22 protein-coding genes, 2 pseudogenes and 2 riboswitches are annotated in these 19820 nt (G+C 46.4%); of the genes and pseudogenes, 7 read left to right on the top strand and 17 right to left on the bottom strand.

Annotated elements, in window-relative coordinates; translation table 11 throughout:
* Position 1: 1 nt before the first annotated feature.
* The 11 genes and pseudogenes from JCM14374_RS10165 to JCM14374_RS10125 form a co-directional block, all read right to left on the bottom strand.
* Positions 2–559: an RnfABCDGE type electron transport complex subunit G gene (locus tag JCM14374_RS10165; protein ID WP_054696845.1), complete on the bottom strand. Its 558-nt coding sequence runs from the start codon at positions 557–559 to the stop codon at positions 2–4.
* Complete coding sequence (locus JCM14374_RS10160; RefSeq protein ID WP_054696901.1) at positions 559–1527, bottom strand: RnfABCDGE type electron transport complex subunit D; 969 nt, start codon at positions 1525–1527, stop codon at positions 559–561. Before JCM14374_RS10160 ends, JCM14374_RS10165 begins: the two co-directional genes overlap by 1 nt.
* Positions 1528–1582: 55 nt before the next feature.
* On the bottom strand, positions 1583–2632 hold the full coding sequence (rsxC, locus tag JCM14374_RS10155) for an electron transport complex subunit RsxC (protein WP_369397350.1): 1050 nt from the start codon (positions 2630–2632) through the stop codon (positions 1583–1585).
* A gap of 59 nt (positions 2633–2691) precedes the next feature.
* Positions 2692–2766 (bottom strand): annotated as a pseudogene (locus tag JCM14374_RS15805) (hypothetical protein); the annotation flags it as partial.
* 148 nt (positions 2767–2914) lie between these two features.
* The gene (locus tag JCM14374_RS10150) at positions 2915–3319 is read right to left on the bottom strand and encodes a SoxR reducing system RseC family protein (protein WP_054696844.1); all 405 of its coding nucleotides are present in this window, start codon (positions 3317–3319) and stop codon (positions 2915–2917) included.
* 387 nt (positions 3320–3706) lie between these two features.
* Entirely contained in the window at positions 3707–3832 is a 126-nt protein-coding gene (locus tag JCM14374_RS15355; protein WP_278279269.1) for a hypothetical protein, read from the bottom strand.
* A gap of 58 nt (positions 3833–3890) precedes the next feature.
* Entirely contained in the window at positions 3891–5204 is a 1314-nt protein-coding gene (locus JCM14374_RS10145) for a CCA tRNA nucleotidyltransferase (protein ID WP_054696843.1), read from the bottom strand.
* A 115-nt stretch (positions 5205–5319) separates the two neighbouring features.
* Positions 5320–5655 carry a hypothetical protein gene (locus JCM14374_RS10140; protein ID WP_054696842.1) on the bottom strand — a complete coding sequence of 112 codons (336 nt, stop codon included), beginning with the start codon at positions 5653–5655 and terminating at the stop codon, positions 5320–5322.
* A complete protein-coding gene (locus JCM14374_RS10135) occupies positions 5655–6950 on the bottom strand; it encodes an S-layer homology domain-containing protein (RefSeq protein WP_054696841.1) in 1296 nt (431 codons plus the stop codon). Before JCM14374_RS10135 ends, JCM14374_RS10140 begins: the two co-directional genes overlap by 1 nt.
* A gap of 4 nt (positions 6951–6954) precedes the next feature.
* Positions 6955–8115: an outer membrane protein assembly factor BamB family protein gene (locus JCM14374_RS10130; protein ID WP_157049078.1), complete on the bottom strand. Its 1161-nt coding sequence runs from the start codon at positions 8113–8115 to the stop codon at positions 6955–6957.
* Positions 8116–8287: 172 nt separating this feature from the next.
* Complete coding sequence (locus tag JCM14374_RS10125; protein ID WP_054696836.1) at positions 8288–9076, bottom strand: hypothetical protein; 789 nt, start codon at positions 9074–9076, stop codon at positions 8288–8290.
* A 320-nt stretch (positions 9077–9396) separates the two neighbouring features.
* Between JCM14374_RS10125 and JCM14374_RS10120 the strand changes: the two genes are divergently transcribed.
* From JCM14374_RS10120 to JCM14374_RS14840, 6 genes are all read left to right on the top strand, one after another.
* Positions 9397–10596, top strand: a complete 1200-nt coding sequence (locus JCM14374_RS10120; RefSeq protein ID WP_054696835.1) for a PAS domain-containing protein — start codon at positions 9397–9399, stop codon at positions 10594–10596.
* On the top strand, positions 10554–11693 hold the full coding sequence (locus JCM14374_RS10115; RefSeq protein WP_054696834.1) for an HD-GYP domain-containing protein: 1140 nt from the start codon (positions 10554–10556) through the stop codon (positions 11691–11693). The genes JCM14374_RS10120 and JCM14374_RS10115 overlap by 43 nt, the downstream gene beginning before the upstream one ends.
* A gap of 77 nt (positions 11694–11770) precedes the next feature.
* Positions 11771–11891, top strand: a riboswitch (molybdenum cofactor riboswitch).
* A 63-nt stretch (positions 11892–11954) separates the two neighbouring features.
* A riboswitch (molybdenum cofactor riboswitch) is annotated at positions 11955–12075 on the top strand.
* 447 nt (positions 12076–12522) lie between these two features.
* On the top strand, positions 12523–13689 hold the full coding sequence (locus tag JCM14374_RS10105; protein WP_054696827.1) for a [FeFe] hydrogenase, group A: 1167 nt from the start codon (positions 12523–12525) through the stop codon (positions 13687–13689).
* Between the two features lie 18 nt (positions 13690–13707).
* On the top strand, positions 13708–14103 hold the full coding sequence (locus tag JCM14374_RS10100) for an iron hydrogenase small subunit (protein WP_054696825.1): 396 nt from the start codon (positions 13708–13710) through the stop codon (positions 14101–14103).
* A 17-nt stretch (positions 14104–14120) separates the two neighbouring features.
* On the top strand, positions 14121–14627 hold the full coding sequence (locus JCM14374_RS10095) for a cytochrome b/b6 domain-containing protein (RefSeq protein WP_242848958.1): 507 nt from the start codon (positions 14121–14123) through the stop codon (positions 14625–14627).
* Complete coding sequence (locus JCM14374_RS14840) at positions 14624–14785, top strand: hypothetical protein (protein ID WP_242848957.1); 162 nt, start codon at positions 14624–14626, stop codon at positions 14783–14785. Before JCM14374_RS10095 ends, JCM14374_RS14840 begins: the two co-directional genes overlap by 4 nt.
* 94 nt (positions 14786–14879) lie before the next feature.
* On the opposite strand, the gene JCM14374_RS10090 is transcribed toward JCM14374_RS14840, so the two are convergent.
* Genes JCM14374_RS10090 through JCM14374_RS10080 form a run of 3 tightly spaced genes read right to left on the bottom strand, consistent with a single transcriptional unit; the run spans position 14880 to position 16833 of the window.
* Complete coding sequence (locus JCM14374_RS10090; RefSeq protein ID WP_083454028.1) at positions 14880–15332, bottom strand: HD-GYP domain-containing protein; 453 nt, start codon at positions 15330–15332, stop codon at positions 14880–14882.
* Between the two features lie 14 nt (positions 15333–15346).
* On the bottom strand, positions 15347–15889 hold the full coding sequence (locus JCM14374_RS10085; protein WP_278279270.1) for a PAS domain-containing protein: 543 nt from the start codon (positions 15887–15889) through the stop codon (positions 15347–15349).
* A gap of 14 nt (positions 15890–15903) precedes the next feature.
* Positions 15904–16833: a GAF domain-containing protein gene (locus JCM14374_RS10080; protein ID WP_054696818.1), complete on the bottom strand. Its 930-nt coding sequence runs from the start codon at positions 16831–16833 to the stop codon at positions 15904–15906.
* A 257-nt stretch (positions 16834–17090) separates the two neighbouring features.
* Here JCM14374_RS10080 and JCM14374_RS10075 point away from each other — a divergent pair, with 257 nt between their 5' ends.
* Positions 17091–17540, top strand: a complete 450-nt coding sequence (locus JCM14374_RS10075) for a PaaI family thioesterase (RefSeq protein ID WP_054696815.1) — start codon at positions 17091–17093, stop codon at positions 17538–17540.
* Positions 17541–17602: 62 nt separating this feature from the next.
* Here the strand turns inward: JCM14374_RS10075 and JCM14374_RS10070 are convergent.
* The 3 genes and pseudogenes from JCM14374_RS10070 to JCM14374_RS10060 all read right to left on the bottom strand — a co-directional run bounded on the left by JCM14374_RS10070 (position 17603) and on the right by JCM14374_RS10060 (position 19813).
* Positions 17603–18675 (bottom strand): annotated as a pseudogene (locus tag JCM14374_RS10070) (branched-chain amino acid aminotransferase).
* Positions 18676–19103: 428 nt separating this feature from the next.
* Positions 19104–19442 carry a hypothetical protein gene (locus tag JCM14374_RS10065; protein ID WP_054696812.1) on the bottom strand — a complete coding sequence of 113 codons (339 nt, stop codon included), beginning with the start codon at positions 19440–19442 and terminating at the stop codon, positions 19104–19106.
* A gap of 53 nt (positions 19443–19495) precedes the next feature.
* On the bottom strand, positions 19496–19813 hold the full coding sequence (locus tag JCM14374_RS10060; RefSeq protein ID WP_157049076.1) for a hypothetical protein: 318 nt from the start codon (positions 19811–19813) through the stop codon (positions 19496–19498).
* Positions 19814–19820 lie beyond the last annotated feature (7 nt).

Genomic DNA, 19820 nt, shown 5'->3' with positions numbered 1-19820 from the left:
CCTATTTTCCTCCCTTCGTTATACTCGCTGCTTCATCAACCGCGTTTTTTACCGCCCTGGTCACAGCCCTCGAGGTTATGGTCGCGCCGCTGATGGCCTGAATGGTTCCGCCGTCTTTATTAACCTTCAGTTCATCTGCTGTTTTCCCGGCGAATTGATCGGCAAACTCCGGCTTGGCCGCTTTATCGCCCAAACCGGGGGTTTCCTTAGATTCAATTATAGTGTACCTGATAACCTTGTTGTCTGGTCCTACCGCTACCAAGAGTTTAACCGGTCCGGCATAACCCTTGCTTTCCGCCGGAATTATATAGGCGATTACCTGGCCGCCCTTGGTGGCAGTATAACAGCCCGGCCTACCCTGGATGGGGGTATACTTATCAGCCTCCTGCACTATGCTTTGGAGAGCCAGGTTCTGCAGCTCGGCCTGTTTTTGTTTGGCGATATCAGCCGTGAAATAATAAACCAGGGCTATTATAACTCCGGAAATGATGCAGGCACAGGCCAGGTTCAAGGCAATTTTTAATATACTGTTATTTTTTTCGGTATGATCGGCTGTCATTACCTAACCTCCCCCCTTCCATACAGAGTGGGTTGAATATAACGGTCAATCAAAGGGGTTACACAGTTCATCAACAAAATCGAATAGCAAACGCCTTCAGGATACCCTCCGATAAGCCTGATTAAAACCGTGATGGCGCCGGCCCCGGCCGCAAAGATTAATTTGCCCTTTCTGGTAATAGGAGTAGTGACCATATCGGTAGCCATAAAGAAGGCGCCTATAATAAGCCCTCCTGCCATCATATGGAAAATAGGGTCGCCGGACATAAAACCATGAGCGCCGCCGAACATCCAGGTGAGGATGCCCACGGTTCCGATCATCGTTACCGGCACTACCCAGTCGATTATACGTTTATAGATAAGGACCAACCCGCCCAGTACCAGGAGTACCACGCAGGTCTCACCGATGCATCCGTTGCGCAGCCCTAAAAACAAGGCTTTGTATAATTCGGTTTGGCTGCCGAAGGTGTTTACCACCGCGTCATAGCCCTGCAGTTTCAGTATATTAAGAGGGGTGGCGCTGGTGGTGACATCTGCTCTGGTGGTAATTGAGGTCCAGGTTGTCATTACTACCGGCCAGGAAACCATCAAGGCCGCCCTGCCTATATGAGCGGGGTTAAAAATGTTAAAACCCAGGCCCCCCATAGAGTGTTTGGCTACCACGATGGCAATAAATGATCCCACGATCGGAACAAATAACGGGACCGCGGGAGGAAGACACATAGCCAGAAGCAGTCCGCACAAAAACGCGCTGCCGTCATCTATGGTAACCTTCTTTTTTAGTATCTTCTGGGTGAGGGCTTCAAAAACGACCGCCGACAAACTTCCCGCCAGGAGCGTTACTAAAGCCTGCATTCCGAAGTGATAAATGGAAAAGAGCACAGCCGGAAGCAGAGTCAGATTAACGGTCCACATTATCTTTTGAATCGAAGTATCCGCAAACATATGGGGCGATGACGAGACGATCATCTGGTTCACTCGATCATCCTGGATAACTTCTGTCTGAACAGGTTCTGTGCTCAATCTACTTACCTCCCTTTTGGGCTGCCTTTTTCTTGGCATACCTGATATAATGAATGATCTTACGTTTGGCTGGACACACAAAAGTGCAGCAGCCGCATTCCATGCAGTCCAACAAGTGGTATTCATTTAACGCTTCTTCTACAAATGACCTCTCACCGAGAATACTGAGCATACTCGGATTCAGCCCCATCGGACAAGCGTCAATACATGAACCGCACCGTATACAGGGAGATTCTGGTCCGTCATTAACCTCTTCCGGAGTAAACGCCAGTATGCCGCTGACCCCCTTAATTACCGGAACATCGGTCGTATACTGAGCCATTCCCATCAAAGGACCGCCCATAATGATCTTTTGGGGAGGAACCTTAAACCCTCCGCACTGTTCTATGGCATCGGCAAAGGTGGTTCCAATTCTCAGCTTCAGGTTCTTGGGTTCCTTAATAGCGCCGCCGCTGACGGTAACAATCCGCTCAATGAGAGGGACGCCGTTTCTTACCGCATCACATACCGCTGCCGCGGTGCCAACATTCTGCACCACCACGCCGATACTCATCGGAAGTTTCCCTGACGGGACTTCACGTTTAAGCAGGGTTTTGATCAATGTTTTTTCCGCGCCTTGCGGATATCTGGTAGGAACCGCGGCCACTTTAATCCCGGTTCCCGCCACCGCCTGGGTCATCGCTTTGACCGCATTCATTTTATTGTCTTCGATACCTACGATTACATTGTTTACACCGAGAATCTTTTTAATAATCAAGATACCGGTGACCACCCGTTCAGTATATTCAAGCATTATGCGGTGATCCGCTGTCAAATACGGTTCACATTCCGCCGCGTTGATGATCAGCGTGTCAACCGGATTATCCCTGGGAGGGGTCAGTTTAATATGGGTAGGAAAGGTCGCGCCTCCCAAACCAACAATACCGGCGTTTTTAATGATTTCCACGATTTCGGCCTGGTCAAGCTTCTGCCAGTCCCGTTCAGTCGGAATACCTTCTGCCCATTCATCCAACCCGTCACTTTCAATTGCAATGGCCAGGCACTTTCCCACAACGGATGAGGCTTTTCAGATACTTCGACAACCTTACCCGAAATAGTGGCATGAACATTACTTGATACCGGAGCACTGCCCTCAGCAATCAACTGCCCTTTCTTGACCAGGTCCCCCTTTTTTACAATCGGCACACAGCGCGCCAATATGCTGTTGGACTGGAATAATCACCTTGCCCGGCAGTTCATTGCTTTCGATGATTTTGCCTCAGTTGGTGATTTGTGGGTTTCGGGATGAATGCCCCACTTGATTTTACCAAGCATATCAACCTCTCCTCCGCAGCTATTTAATAGATCGAATAACTGGTTTGTCAGATTCTAACGATCTATCCATTACTTTAAGTACAATAATTGCCGTCACACCAAAAAGAAGTCCCCCCAGGGTCATTAGTAAAACAGGTGACATCACAAACCGGGGTGACAAGTAGTACCCCAGCCAAATGCCGCAGCCGACAGCCAGTAATGGAAATATGAATACCATAAAAGCAGTCAAGAGCATATGGGATTCCTTGCTTTCAACTACGACAAAGTCTCCCGGTTTAACCCCTTGGGTATCTATAGCTTCGATAACCATGGCGTTGGCCCCCGGACACATGCCGCAATTCTCGCAATCACTGTGTATACTGCACCTTACCTTGGCTGTTTCGCCATCTGTTTCAATAATGACCCCTTCGACTTGATTAGGCATGACACACCCCCCTTTTAACCGGAACAATCCATTGGGCGTCTGATTAAAGATAAATGTGTATAAATCGCGCCTGTTTAAAATGCTTCTAAAGATACCTTAACATAAACCGTCTCAATAACTGACGGTTAAAATATGTATACTTTTCCTGTCATAATCAAATTGTTAATAGGTTCGACAATATCTTTAATAAGGAATTTTAACACAAAAATGCATCATATTTATGTTAAAAGTATGTTAATGTTTGTTCTAATTCATAATTTGTTGTATTGCAAAAGGGCCAGCTGCCTTTATTAGCCAGCTGGCCCCCGCAATCCACATACCTAATTCTGCATCGAACTTAGCGCAAAAAAACCAGAAGTAAATTTCAGTCCACCGTTATGGGTTTTTTTATATCCACAAACCACGCCTGCTTTTGCGGCAGGCGTACTTTTTGCGTTCCTTTTTCTTATCTTTATGTTTTCCGGCGTGCTGATTTACGGCTACCGGGATTCTAATTCTAGGCTTCTTAACCATATTCATCCCTCGCTAAAATAACCTCAGGCAAATCCGCGCACATCTTGGGTTTAAATGATCACCTTTCGCGCAAAAGCTTGATTAAAGTCTCTTTTTGATTTAACGATGGGTTGGCTGCCACTATGTCTAGTAAATAATCGAGGGCTTCGCCTATATCCCGCCCCGGTGCGTAACCCAATCCCATCAGCTCATAACCATTTATATCCAGGTCATGGGTGCTCAAAGGTTCTCGCCTGGAAAGCACCTCAAAACATTTATTACGCACCGACCTGATCTGGGCAATGCTGCGGCCGGACAGTTCAGACCCTTTGATATCGGCGATCTGTAATGCGAACAGACTCCCTACATTATCAGGACCGACCCTGCGTATGAGCCGTTTTAAACCCAGTTCACTAATATTGTCGTAGTCGTTCATATGCTCTTTTACCAGAGCGCAAACCGTGTTGATGGTTTTATTATCAAAGTTCAAGCGGCCCAGTATCACGCTGGCCAGTTCACTGCCGATGCTGGCGTGACCATAACAATGCCCTTCCCCGTTTTCGTCAATAGTCAGACAGCTGGTCTTGCCTATATCATGCAGTAAAGCCGCCAGCCGCAGGCTGAGGTTGGCATGGGTATTGTCCATGACCATTAGACTGTGGGTAAAAACGTCCTTATCATGATAAGAACTATGCGTATCAAAGCCTACGGTCGGAATCAGCTCCGGTATGAGATATCCCAGCAAACCCAGTTCCAGTAATCTGTTGATAACAAAAGAAGGTTTATCTACCAATAATATTTGGGTAAATTCGTTGCATAGTTTTTCAGGATCAGCCGCAACAACGGTATGGCTTAATGAACGAATATCGTTCAGCAACGACTCACAAATGGTAAATCCTAATTCGGCTTCAAATCTTACCGCCCGTAAAATTCTAACCGGATCTTCCTGCAGGTTCGCAGATCCTTCGCCTACGCATTTGATGCATTTGGCCCTGAGGTCATCAATGCCGTTGTATGGGTCAATAAAACCCCGGGCTTCATTATAAGCGATAGAGTTCATAGTGAAATCATTATGTATCAGAGCGTCATCAATAATATCCGCAAATCTGTGTTCTTCCCCGCTGCGATAAGAACTGACCCTGTAGCTTTCGCCGCGGTATATCACATTAACACTGGTATAGTCACGCAAGGCTGGAATAGCTTTATATCCTTCCTTTTCATCGAATAGCGATACGATTTCCGGAGGCAGGGCGCTGGTTAAAATATCCCATGTTAAAACCGGGCGGCCCAGCAGGGTATCTCTGATGCAGGACCCGTAGACTGAAGCTTCAAACCCTTCATTAGTTAGTTTCTTAATTATCGCTTGCACATTACCTGGAATGTCTATTTTCATAACCCATCCCCCTATGCTTTCTTGATTGGGTAATTCGAGTTAAAATACATTATATCCTGCCGCAGGTTGGTATGTTTTCGACAATATTGTCAGCCAAAATATGTTAAGAAAATCACTACTTGATAATTAAAGTAACCTTCATAGCTACCTCTGCCCCATCTACATCCAGCTGCACCTGATCACCGGTTTTGATATCGGAAAATAGTATACTTACCGGATTTTCTTTATAAACCTGTTTATATACGCTGGCACTGGAATCGATACTGTAATATTTGTTTTTCACCAGGGTTATCTGGCGGCTGTCACCACTATTACCGGCAATACTTTGCACCTTGCCGGTTATTTTCTTTAAAGCGGGCCTGCTGGTAACAACTATCTCCAGGGGTATTTCTCCGATAACGCTATCCGGAGCAACCTCCAGATAGCTTATTTTTACTTTGTCTCCCCTCACTACTGTGGTGGTTTTACCATCTTTATCAACTGTCCGGCGCGGCTGTAATTCATGAAACTGTTGGGAACCTTACTTTTGCTGCTGCCGCTGCCGGATGATTTTAAATAAAGATATAAACTATCGATTCTTTCGACCATTCCGCTGGTATTCTTCACATCCAGTACCACCAACCTGGTCGCCTTCTGATCGGTTAAATGCAATTCCACAAATGTACCGGCTTTTAAGTTTTTTAAACCTTTCTCACCGGTTTTAGATGAACTCTCAATTTCCATCCCCCAGTCCACCGGTATCTTCTGTTCATGAGCATCGAGATCGTTGATAATCACATAGCTATCTTCGCCTACGGCTATGGATTTAATCGTTCCCCGAATGGTTTGTTCATCGGTTTTAACAGTTTTTTTATCCAAAAGAACGATACAAGCGGCGGCTTTTTTGCTGTCAGTCAAAACCCGGGCTTTCCAGTATAATGCCTGCTCTACCGGGCATTCATTTCCATCTTTAAAGCACTTTAAATCCTGGGCCAGCTTTAATTTCTGCACTCCCTGGGCAGAAACCAGTTCAATCTCCGCCTTGTTCTTTATTTTAGTGTGCTTTCTTATCCATCCTTCCAGAACACGGTCTGATGCTGATTTTAGCCACTGTTTTTCAATCAGCTGAGCCAGGAGGGTCGCACCCTCACTCCTTTTCAAACTGTTACCCGGCCTGAAAGAACCGTCCCCATATCCTGACATAAGACCAGCCTGGGAAACGGCATATATGTAGGGCAGTATATCCGGCGATACCTGCCCTACATCCCTGAAAGATGTTTCCGAGCCTGTTTGGGCAACATCCGGCAGGCTTAACATGAACAATCTCCCGATTAATACGGCTATCTCAGCCCTGCTGGCCGGTGCGTTATATGAATACGTTGCCAGTTCATTTGGAGTTAAAATTTTATCTTCCAGAGCTCGTTCCAGGTAGGCCTTGCCCCAGGGTACATCGGGCATGACCGCATTGGCCGGAAGGCTGGTTTTTTTGTTTTTGGCATTATTTATCCCATCCAGATTATAGCCAGCCGCCCGCATAAATATCACCAGTGATTCCAGCTTTGTAATATACTGCTCAGGTTTAAAGGATCCATCCGGATAACCGCTGAGCAGATCAAGGGTTTTCGACTCATAAACATTACTGGCCGACCAGTGTCCTGTAAGGTCTGTAAACTGCGCGCCCTTTGCGGAAGAGGTTGATAACATAAGAAAAAATACTATCAGAACGCATATAAGCGGCTTGGCTTGATTTTTTAGGCCTGGTTCCATAGCGTTATTCTCCTTTAGCACTGTTATCGTAAACATCCTTAATTTTATACAGGCTGCCCTTTTGGGTACTTACATAGATGTAACCGTCCTTAATGCTGGGTTTCGCTTCTATGGCGCCCTCCAGTTTCCTTGACCATAACATACGACCTTGGCGGCTGATGGCCACTAATACTTCATCACTGGTTCCGGCGTAAATTCTGCCTTTCTTTTCATCTACACAAGGAGCAGACACCAGGTTTAACACGGGATCTTCCCAGGCATAAGCCCCACTGGCAGCATTTAGGGCGTACAGGCATTTACCGCCCGTACAATACAGCATCCCATCAGTTGTTAAAACCGGTTTGCTTAAAGTATCCTTTATTTTAACACTGGTTTGCCATAAAGGTCGTTTCCCATCCCGTTCAATACAATAAATGGTTGCGATGTTAAGTTTACTGTTTTTTTGTCCGCCTCCGCTTTGTTTGAGTGGTTTGGCGGTAGCGGTCATATAAATATTCCCTTTGCCATCCGGGCAGAGCCATGCTTCCAAAATATCGCCCAGCCAAAAGCTCCACAGGCTGACGCCCCTGTTGTCAATCGCTTTTAGTTTATATCCTCCTTTTTGGTCAGCCATAATTATGTAAAATGTATTGGAATCAGCGGTACAGGTTAAGAAGCTTCTATCCGCGGGGGAATTTAAAGTATAACGGTCAGCAGAATCCCAGGGAGACATTATCCAGGCAATGTGTCCGTTGGTATATAAAGCATATAAGCCTTCAGCAGCAGGTAAATAGATGAGGTTTTTATCCCCTGCCAGCAAGGGATTTTTTAAACCCTTGGCTGCTGGCACTACAGCGAGATTCCAGCCAGCCGCGCCGTTGAGTTTTATCTCCCTTACAGTACCTATCCCGGGAACAAATATGGAAGTTCCTCCAGGCCAAACAAGCTGACCAACCTTTCCCTGGCTGCCGTTTTTGCTCTCCCATTTGACTATACCCTGCTCATCAATGCAGAGTATTTTATCTGACAGGGATAACAAAATGGTATGGTTTCGTAAAAATGTAATATCCGCTGTCATTTTCCCCAATCCGGAGCGTTTCCAAATGATCTGCGCGTTTGGCTGGGCTTGTTCAGCCAGGCTGTTGAAATATTCTATTTTATCAGCGCCAAATAGTCGAATTGGCAAACATAACTCAAAAATAAACAAAAAATAACAATCAGAATCTTTCCATTTACTGATTGATATTTAAGCTCGCGCATCTTTATCCTCTCCACATAGAAACTCATATGTCTATTGTACCATTTTGCTAATAGCTGTGAAGAAAACGCGTGTATTCAATTAAACTGTAAGCTGGCGGTTATAATCTTTGCACCTGCCAAGCGAAAACCGGCCCCAAACGGTAACCACATTCTCCCAGGCAGCGGAAACGGCGGTTATGATAAGTAAAGTTTTCCGGGCGGCGGTTCTTCTCAGGGAATTCAACCCGGACGCCTCTTTTGCCCAAACGGCGCCATAACAAATCACAGCGGGCGCCCGCACAGGGACTGATTATAATCAGCCCCCCATCCGCCAGTTTATCTAGAAGCTTGGGGGCTACATCAGGGCCAAACCATATTCCCCGCTTCTCTTTATCGCCTATGGAATAACCGGGACTGTAAAAAACACTAATATTATTTATAGCATCGAGCGCGTCTAATTCATCCATACGATGACAGGATACATGAATCCGGCGCGGAGGCATTCCGGCAGCGGTCCAAATCTCCCGACTGCCGTCATATTGCAAAGCTGCATCGGCGGAAACTGCTGAGCGTTGTGCGCGGATTTCGAAAGGATTATATTTACAATATAAGGATCGTCCTGCACTTACTATATCGGAAGATATACTGCTTACAGGCAGATCTTCTTCCCTCCACCCACGCGATAGCCTATCCCGGCGGCAATTAAGAACCGGCAGCACAGGCAGCTGAACGCTGTCAACAAAATGGAATTCATCCACACTCTGCATAAACTGCAGCAAAGGTTCAGCAGTATCACAGCCACATTGGGGATAAAACAATGCTCCGGCAGGAATCTTTACTTTAAAACGGCGGGAAAAAGTAAGGGCATTTACTACCCGGGCAAGAGGCATGGTTGTTCCTTCATTCATCCCATAAGGTCATCCCCTTGGTTTGGTTTTCCTATATAATAAATTATCATAACTTGCGTTCATAGTCCATGTATTTATTATCTATGTTCGTAATATTTGTTTATAGTTGTTATTTCTCTCATAAACATTTTCTGGATCTGGTTCCAGCAGGTAACCGAAAATTTATATAGAATATATAAAATATATGGTGTATGTGATGCGTTTTTTAAGCGTACCACAGAGATAACAAAGTGTTGGCGCGCATATTCATTAATATAATATCTCAGCCCTGCCGTTTCCTTAATGACAAACACCATACGGTCAGAAATTGGAGGTCTGATATGGACAAGGATGAAAAGCTGCATACACAGATAAAAAATAATCTGCATAGTATTCGCAGACAGATAGCAGAACTTGAAAGCCTCGACCTGCGCAATCAACGTTCGCAGGAGTTGTTTTTGGCTCTGTTTATCAGTTCGCCTATCGGCATATTTATTGTACAAAATGGTAAGTTTATCGATGTTAATCCCCAGTTTGAAAACCTGATCGGCTACTCTAAAGCAGAATTGATGGGTATAAAATCTTTGGACCTGGTATTGCCTGAAGACCGGGAAAACGTAAAAAACAATGCTATTAAGATGCTAAAAGGAAAGCGTACTCAGCCCTATGAATACCGGGCCATGCAAAAAGACGGCAGCCTGCGGTGGATCATGGAAACAGTAACCTCCATCCAGTACCTTGGAAAATCCGCCACCCTGGGTAATTTTATGGATATCAACGAACGAAAACTCACTGAAGAAGCCTTGCTGGAAAGCCAGCAGCACTTCTGGGACCTGTTTGAAAATGCCAACGATCTCATTTACATACATGATTTAAAAGGCGATTTCGTTTCGGTAAATAAACGCGCTATAGAACTCACCGGCTACAGCCGGGAAGAAGCCCACCATCTGAACTTTACCCAACTGGTTGCAGAGGAATACATTGATTTAGCCAGCAAAACCATCGTCCGCGATATTTTTAAGGGACACAGCCTTTCATATGAACTGGACTTGATAACCAAGAACGGTCAGCGTGTACCTATGGAACTTCGTCCCCGCCTGTTATATAAGAACGGCAAACCTTATGGGGTACAGGGCATCGCCCGCGACATCACCGAACGCAGACAGATGGAGAACCAGCTCCGGGCTACCAATCAGCGCCTGCAGGACATTATTGAGTTTTTGCCTGATGCGACATTTGTTATAGATCAGGATCGCAAGGTTATCGCCTGGAACCGGGCCATAGAGGAAATGACCGGCGTTCATAAACAAGATATCATCGGGCAGGGTGACTATGCTTATTCAGTGCCTTTTTACGGGATTCGCCGGCCCATGTTGATAGACTTAATTAACAACCTGGAGGCTGAGCATGAACACTATAAGGAAATAAGAAGGGAAGGCGCAAGCCTCTATGCGGAAATGTTTACCCCCGCTGTTTACGGGGGGCGCGGCGCATACATATGGTCAAAGCCTCACCCCTTTTTGACGCTGATGGGAACATAGTCGGCGCCATTGAGTCGGTGCGTGATATCAGCGAACGCAAGCATTTCGAAGAACAACTGCGTTATTTGAGTCTGCATGACGCCCTCACCGGACTTTATAACCGCACCTATTTTGAAGAAGAAATTCGCCGCCTGGAATCGGGCCGGTTTGTCCCCAGCGGATTGATTATATGTGATGTTGATGGTTTAAAACTTGTTAATGATACACTGGGACATGATGCCGGAGACAACCTGTTAAGAGCTGTAGCCAGGGTTATTGAGTCCTGTTTTCGGGCCGATGATGTTGTGGCCCGGGTGGGCGGGGACGAATTCGCCATACTTATGACGCGCAGCGAAGAAAGGATAATAGAAAAAGCCGTATCCAGGATTCGCGAAGCGGTAGAATCCTACAATAGTAATAAGCCGGATATCCCCTTGAGCCTGTCTGCCGGTTTTGCCTTTCGCGGTGAATCTTCCACAACTATGAACGATGTTTACCAGGCAGCCGATAATAACATGTACAGAGAAAAACTGCACCGCCGCCAGAGCGTTAGAAGTGCCATCGTACAGACCTTGAAAAACGCCCTACACGCCCGTGATTTCATTACCGAAGGGCATGCTGACCGCATGCAGGATATGGTGGCTTCACTGGGTGCAGCTGTAGGAGTCCCTAATCATAAGATCAGTGACCTGCGTCTACTGGCCGAGTTTCACGATATCGGCAAAGTTGGCATACCTGACAGTATTCTGTTTAAAGCTGGACCTTTATCAGAAACAGAGCTTCGCGAAATGCAGCGTCATTCTGAAATCGGGCATCGCATCGCACTGTCCGCTCCTGATCTAGTACCTATCGCCGACTGGATTTTAAAACATCATGAATGGTGGGACGGCAACGGTTACCCTCTAGGCTTAAGAGAAAGAGACATCCCCCTGGAATGCCGGATTTTATCCATTGCTGATGCTTTTGACGCCATGACCAGCGACCGTCCTTATCGCAAAGCTCTTCCGCAGGAAAAAGCCCTGGAAGAATTAAGAAGATACGCGGGTGTTCAATTTGACCCTCTGCTGGTAAACGCCTTTATTGATATTGCCGGCAATAAAGGTTTTGGCAGTTTTTAATATGTTTTTTCCGTCAGGATATGTTTCTTTTGTTTTTATTATTGCAATATTATATATATTGTGCTAGACTTAACCAAATCCAATATTTACTCCGAGCCTTGGAATCTGTAGCGTAAGTATGATTCCCAGGCCTATGGGTTCAGGGGGAAACCCCGGAGCCTCCCCGTATTTTTGGAAAGGAGTAGGTACTGCTGTAAACCATTTTGGGACAGTTGGATTGTGCTTTTGTGCTGACAGCTGTCTTTTTTGGTATCAGCCTGAATTTAATAATGTCTCCAAGCTCTGTGACCTGTAGCGCAAGTATGGTTCCAGAGCCTGTGGGTTCAGGGGGAAACCCCGGGGCCTCCCCGTATTTTTGGAAAGGAGATCATATAGGACCTGTATTGTCAGGTTTATGTGGTCGTGCCTTTCTAGGTGCGACCTTTTTATATCACGGGTGAGGAGACGGCTGAACAGCAACCTTAACTGGAAGCGGCTACGGGAACTGGGGAGTATAAAACAGTTAAAAAGCTGCAAGGCTTTTTCATAACAATCCCAATCTTTTTCTTCCCGCTTGCCAGCGTAAGCGGGTTTTTTTTTAAAAACCAGCAGGCTGGCGGCATACAGCCAGGGCTTCCAAGAAGGGAACCGGCTGTTGGAATTTAAAGTCCCGCGCAACCTCCGCCCTTAATGGGCGGGAAAAATGGACTTTACCGGGAAGGATAGTAAGGGGTTTAACGCCCATACTGATTGGTTAGTTCATTTGACCGAAGGAGGTGAAGGGATTTTTCTTTTTTGGTGAAGCACTGCGTTCGCCATACGAATCATTCTCACAAAGGGAGGGGAAATTTTGAATACTATTTTAACTGATGGCGTTATTCACGTTACCGGCAAATGTAAAGCCTGCGACCACTGCACATCCATTTGCCCTACCGGTGCCATCAGCGGGCTGCTGGGAGAACAACACCATATTAATGCGGCTAAATGTCTTAACTGCGGACAATGCCTGGTTAACTGCCCCTTCGGGGTAATTGAAGAAATAAGTATGGTTAATGACATTAAAGCCGCGTTAAATGACCCCAACAAGTTTGTGGTGGTGCAAACCGCCCCCGCTGTCAGGGTGGCATTGGGAGAAGAATTCGGCAAAGAGCCCGGATACAATGCTAAAGGTAAAATGTTCGCAGCTCTGAGAAAGCTGGGTTTTGACAAGGTATATGACACCGAGTTTACAGCTGACTTAACCATATGTGAAGAAGGCACCGAGCTTATCCACCGAGTTTTCAAGGCCGTTGGGCAGGCCGGATTCGAAGAAAGCGGACCTCTGCCCCAGTTCACATCCTGCTGTCCGGCCTGGATCAAATACGCCGAGGATAACTACCCCAAAATACTTCCGCATCTTTCCTCGGCCAAGTCTCCGCAGCAGATGTTCGGAGCCATTGCCAAGACCTATGTGCCGGAAAAGTTAGGTATAGACCCGGCTAAAATCTATTCTGTATCGGTTATGCCCTGTACCGCTAAAAAATACGAAAGCCAGCGTCCCGAATTCGTGGCCAGCGGATACCAGGATGTCGATGCGGTTATAACAACCCGTGAACTGGCGCAGATGATAAAAGATGCTGGTATCAATTTCGATCAGCTTCCGGAAGAGAAAGCAGATGAATTTGTCGGAGCTTCCACCGGGGCTGCGACGATATTCGGAGTCACCGGCGGGGTTATGGAAGCTGCCCTGCGCACCGCCTACGAGGTTTTGAGCGGTCAGAGTCTGGGGAATGTTAACATTGAACCCGTAAGAGGACTCAAATCGGTACGTGACGCTACGATTGAAGTCCCCATTCAGGCCCTGGGCGGACAAAAACTGCCGGTTAAGGTTGCTATAGTGCATGGAACCAAGAATGCAGCCCCGCTGATTGAAGATGTCCTGGCCGGACGCAGCAAGTATCACTTCATCGAAGTGATGAACTGTCCCGGCGGCTGTATAAATGGCGGCGGTCAGCCCATTCGGCGCGACACCCATTAAAGGGAAGGGAGGATTCTTATGGCAATTTTTCTGGAAAAAGAAGGTATCACCCGGCGTCAGTTTTTTAAGGGTACCGGCATGTTAGCCGTGGCAACCATACTTACCGGGGTTTTCAGCAAAATCGGTTTTGATGTGGTAAATGCCAGTGATGATTATATAGCTAAGCGGGCCGCAGGTCTGTACAGCCTGGATGAAAGTATGGTACTGCGCAAATCCCATTTAAACCCGGAAATTACCCAGATTTATAAGGATTTCCTTTCCCCGGGTGAAGTAAAATATTTAAGTCCCAAAGCACATCATCTCTTGCATACCCGTTACGGAAAGGATATTCCGGGGTTCATCGAAGAACTAAAACACCCGCATAAGGAAACTGAAGGCGCTCCGGCCGCAGAGGCCGGTCATGAAGCGGCCTAGTCAGGAGGGGAAAATAAATGAGTTCGGAAACTGTCAACGGAAAAGTACTCAAACACGGCACCCAAACCCGCACCATGCACTGGATTCACCTGATCGCCTTTATTATCCTGGGTTTGACCGGCATAGGTTTCTACTGGCATATTGAAGGCATCAACAACCTCTTCGGCGGCGGCGCCTATGCTTCTCTGGTTCACCGCTGGACCGGCGTGGTATTCACAGCGGGCCCGCTTCTCTATATCCTGCTTAACTTTGATCGTTTTTCACGCTTTATTGATACCATATCCAGTTTTACGAAGGACGATTTTGCCTGGTTGAAAGTCATGGGAGGCTACCTGCCTTTAATAAAGGTTGAAAATGTGCCGCCCCAGGACAAATACAATGCCGGCCAGAAAATGCTGGGGTGGATGATTATTATCGGTTGCCTCTTGATCATTCTCACCGGCTTCCCCATGTGGCTGTGGCGCACAGTCTGCCTTCAGTCTTTCTGGGCTTGTGTTGGAATATTCACTTCTGGACTGCCATGATCATGATTCTCCTGGTAGCGGGGCATTTCTTCCTGGCGGCTATTCATCCCAAATCGAGAGTGGAATTTGCCTCCATGATGATCGATGGCTATATTGACGCAGAAATCAGTGCGCATCATAATGGCAAATGGTTTGCAGAACTGCAGAAAACCAAATAAGCAATATGCTTTAAAGACCGGCTTTAACGCCGGTCTTTTTATATTTGCTTGGGCCGTATTTATACTGTGGTCACATAAATCCGCGTCAATTTTCCTACCCAAAACCAAACTTTCCGCTGGTTAAAATGCTGGTACAGGCGGAAACCACATCATCATCATATAAGGTTCCTTTCCCCCGGTTTATCTCTTCCAGCGCCTTTTCGATTCCCAGGGCCGGACGATAGGGACGATGGGAAGCCATGGCCTCAACCACATCGGCTACGGCGACAATACGGGCTTCCAACAGAATCTTTGCTCCTGATAGACCGTCCGGATAACCGGAGCCATCCATGCGTTCATGATGCTGCAGCAGAATCTGTCCTATGGGTCCGTCAAAGGGTATGGTACTGACTATTTCGTAACCAGCGCGCGGGTGTAATCTAACCAGCAGCATTTCAATTTCATTAAGTAATCCGGGTTTGGTTAAAATATCACTGGGGATGTGGAATTTGCCGATATCGTGAAGAATTGAGGCTACCCTGATGTTTTCAATAATATTGTCCGGCATGTTCAGTTTTCTCGCTATGGCACAGGCCAGTTCAGCACCCTGCGCTGGTGGCCGGCGGTATAAGGATCCTTTTTCTCAGCCATGGCAGCCAGGGCATTAACGATGCCATTAAATACCCGGCGCATAGATTCAAGGTTTTGTTGCACCTTTTTTTGGGCTTTTATACGTTCAGTGATATCCTGCCCTTGCAGGATAGTTGCTACCGGAGTAATTCCGTCTTTGCCGAACAAGGTAGCCGAATTCCAGAGTACGGTCCTTAATTTGCCATCTGCTCTCTGAATAGGCAGTTCGACGCTTTCCCATTTATATCCATCTCCCAGGCGGCTGGCTTGTTTAACCCATTCATCTTTAACATTACGCGGCCATAGAATTTCCACCTGCTGCTTAATCAGGTATTCTGCATTGTAACCGACCAGGTTTTCCATGGCGCGGTTTACACGGCTGATATAGAAATGAGCATCCCAAACCAGTATAGGCATATTGGTGGAATTGATCAGGTTTTCCAGGTAGTCTCTCGCCTCCCGGAGATCTTCTTCCGCTTTCTTTTTGGCGGTAATATCCCGTATTGATTCTATAGCCCGATTTTTCTTCCCTGGGTATCGTACAGCAGGGTGGCTTTACCCCACAGTACTTTAGGAATGCCATGTACGCACGGCAGCGATGTCTCCGCCACCAGTGTATTGCCATCCCGGTGCACAATTGAATATGTTTTTTGAATTTCATCGTCACTTTCCAGCATAAGATCAGCCAGGATAGGTCTCTTTTCGCCATAAAAGGGGATAGCATATTCGTAATCCCCCTTTCCCAGCATATCGCTGGCCGGAACCCCGGTCATCTCTTCCATGGCTTTATTCCAGGAAATAACAACCCCTTCATCATTTATTACCAGCGTAGGGTCGGGCAAAAAGTTAATAATATCCGCCAGGTGGCGCTGTGAATGTCTGAGAGACTCCTCCGCTTTGCGGCGCTGAATCTCAACTGCTGCCAGGTTGGCTATCAGGATAAAGGTGTCTATTTCCTCGCGGTCAAAGGCCTTAACATAACGGTTGGCAACATAGAGGACCCCCAGTTCCTGGGAGTTAATGCTGATCGGCACAGCCATCATAGATACCAGTCCTTCTTTGGCAACCAGTTCTTTTATTTCCGGTTCTATGTCAGGGCAGGAAAAATAATTTTCCAGGGCTGCAACCTTCCCCGAAGCAATGCTTTCTCCTCCCAAACTTTTGTTATATGCAAAACGCATGTTGTTCATGCTGCCGGTTAAAACACCGCAAAAACTGTGCGCATATAATTCCTTGCGCTGATTGTCACACAGGAAAATAAAAGCTGTATCTGTCTGCAGGATTTCACGGGTTTTGTTCACAATTAGCTGGAGAGTCATATCAAGGGTTTGTCCGGCGGACATGGAAATAGCCATTTCGTACAGTATTTGAAATTTTCTGAGTTCCCAGCCCAGTTCTCTCTCTGATTCCATTGCCGGTTGCATCATTTCTTTAGCCATCCAGTTATTCCCCCGCTGGTTAAAGATAATTCTAGACTTTTTACTTATACAACCCATAATAAGCTGGATTATATTGAGGGCCAAGCAGATGTGTATATGCGCTTAATATTTTTTATTATTCGACAATTATTGCGCTTTTCCTTTTAAGTGGTTCATTTTTTTAATTGAAGAATAATATGCCACTATAGCCAGCAGGATCTTAATGTAGAATAGAGAATAGTGAAGCTATATCGCATTTTAAATAAAGAGGTGCTTTAATGACGAAGGATAAAAGCAATGAAAATTATCAGCCGTATGGTAGTCTGGATGTGGATTTAGGAACGCCTCCGCCATGCTACCTTTCCATGCAGGCCCGCTTGCTCGAGTACTCACCCGATAAGGGTTTGACTATTGCCATACCGGTTATGGAATCAGAGCTTAACCCCGCCGGGTCGATGCAGGGAGGATATATCGCCGCTGCCTTTGATAATGTCTTCGGGCCGTTGTGCCGCCTGGCTTCAGGAACTCCCCACACCGCCATGGTAGACATTTATACGGTTTTTCACCGGCCTGTGTTCGTTGGCGATGAACTGGTCATTAACGCCCGGGTGAAGACCATGGGCAGGAGAACTATTCACATGGAAGCCGAAGCCTACAACCGAGAAGAAAAACTGGTGGCATCCGCCAGCTGCAATTATATGAAACTAATGGAAATAGCCACAGATTAACACTGATTAAAATACTGAAGGGCTGCCAAGGCAGCCCTTCAGTATTATTGTTATGACTGGCACTATCCTTTAACTTCCGTAGTCCAGGCAAAACTATCCTTTAACTGACCGCTCTGTATACCGGTAATGGTATCGTAAATACGCTTTGACAGCTCACCGATCTGGCCCTGGTTGATTTCTATTATATTGCCGTTCCAATTCAGTTCACCTATGGGAGATATGACCGCTGCTGTTCCGGTTCCGAAAGCTTCGTCCAGTTTGCCGGCTTTGTGAGCATCGAACACCTCTTGAATAGAGAGTTTTCTCTCTTTGACAGGCAAGCCCCAGCTTTGCAGCAGTTTAATAGTCGAATCGCGGGTAATACCTCCCAGGATACTGCCTTCCAGGGCCGGGGTAATTACTTCCCCGTCTATCTTGAAGAACACATTCATCGTTCCTACTTCTTCGATGTATTTCTTTTCCACCCCATCCAGCCACAAAACCTGTGTATAACCGAGATGTTTGGCTTCTTCCTGAGCCTTCAGGCTGGCGGCGTAGTTGGCGGGGGTTTTGGTAAAGCCCAGACCGCCTCTGACAGCTCTTACATATTCATTTTCCACATAGATCTTAACCGGATTGATGCCTTCGGGATAATATGCCCCAACAGGCGACAGGATGATAATGAACTTGTAGGTATAGGCTGGTCTTACTCCCAGGTAGGGATCGGTGCATATGACAAACGGTCTGATGTATAGCGAGGTCCCTTCCGCCTCAGGTATCCATTCCCGGTCGATCCAAACCACTTCTTTGATAGCTTCTACCGCGAAATCAAGATCCAGGGCAGGAATACAAAGCCGTTCATTGGAGATATTCATTCTCTCCATATTGCATAAGGCCTGAAAAGCAGTATCCGGCCGTCTTGGGTCTTGTAAGCCTTTAAGCCTTCAAACGTAGCCTGTCCGTAGTGAAATACCATTACAGACGGGTCCAGCTCCAGAGGGCCGTAAGGTACTATCCTGGGGTCATGCCAGCCTCTGCCTTCGGTATAGTCCATTATAAACATATGGTCGGTAAATATCTGGCCAAATCCAAGCTTGGACTGGTCTGGTTTGGATTTAGGCTGGTCGGTTTTTTTGATCGTGATTGATGCAGTCATGGGGTCATCTCCTTTTAAAAACATTTTTCCGCATTCGAAAATACAATTTCGGCACTCACTTAATGAATATTAAACTACATTATATACCAATAAAAAAGACTGGTAAGCATAATATTTTGTATACATCCCTTAATATATTCTAATACATATTTCACAGTTGATATATGATGTGCAGCCAAGAACACAAACTTTCCGGTATTGTCATTGTTATGCAAACTATGTATTTGTCGTTGCGAGGAGCGCAGCGACGCGGCAATCTTTCCCATCCTAACGCTTTTCTTTTATCGTGGCGGGTTATATTCCTGTGAAGATTGACCGGCTGACGGCGGGATAAAGCGTTATGATTGCCTTAGCTCAAGCTGCTTTTACTGTACATAATTAGTCAACTTGCGAAAGTTGAGTTGTTAATTCATAATTCATAATTATCTTTAATAACCCTGCAAAACTGCCATAAGAGGCGCTAAATCCTGTTCGGTTACCCTTTTATCCTGCCGGTCATGTTTCCTATTTTCCATCCATTTTACGGCCGGCAGCCAGCGTTCGGCCACCTTAGCACAGGCAGGATCACTTTTACTGTTTTCCAGATACTTTTGCGCCGGTTCAAATTCACCCAGGAAAAGAGCCGACTGTCCCGCCGCCAGGTTCAGGCGGCTGACAGCACCTTCGACATTGGGGGGCATTTTGTTTCGGGTCTGCAGTACCAGTACGAAATACTGCCGGGCCCCATCCAGTTGCTTCTTATCCAGGCAAGCCCAGGCGATGTCCATAGAGATTTTCGCCAGGGTTTCATATGACTGGCCTATAAAGGGATTACCGTCTATTACTCTCTGGCATGCTTTAATTGAAGATCGGTGCGTTGCAATAATTTATAGGCTCTCAAAAGCATAGCGTTATTTTCCAGGTTATACGGGTCCAGGCTTTGAGCCAGTGCGGCATATGAAAGCGCCTCTGTGTAATAGGTTCTGTCCCCTTTTTCCCTGAAGTAAACAGAGTTAATTAATGCCAGGTTAAGCGGGTAGCGGGCTTCAGACCGGTCAAGCCGGGCCGCCCTGGCAAATAGCCTCTCAGCCTGATTAAGCTGTCCTTTTTTTAAAGCATCAGACCCTTTATCCCCAATTGTTTGCGCCGTGTAAAACAAAGCTGAG

Origin of the sequence: Syntrophomonas palmitatica JCM 14374 (assembly GCF_001311885.1) — a bacterium.
GTDB classification, from domain to species: domain Bacteria; phylum Bacillota; class Syntrophomonadia; order Syntrophomonadales; family Syntrophomonadaceae; genus Syntrophomonas_A; species Syntrophomonas_A palmitatica.
The sequence above is the reverse complement of the archived record's forward strand: the minus strand, read 5'-3'. Positions and strand labels throughout refer to the sequence as shown.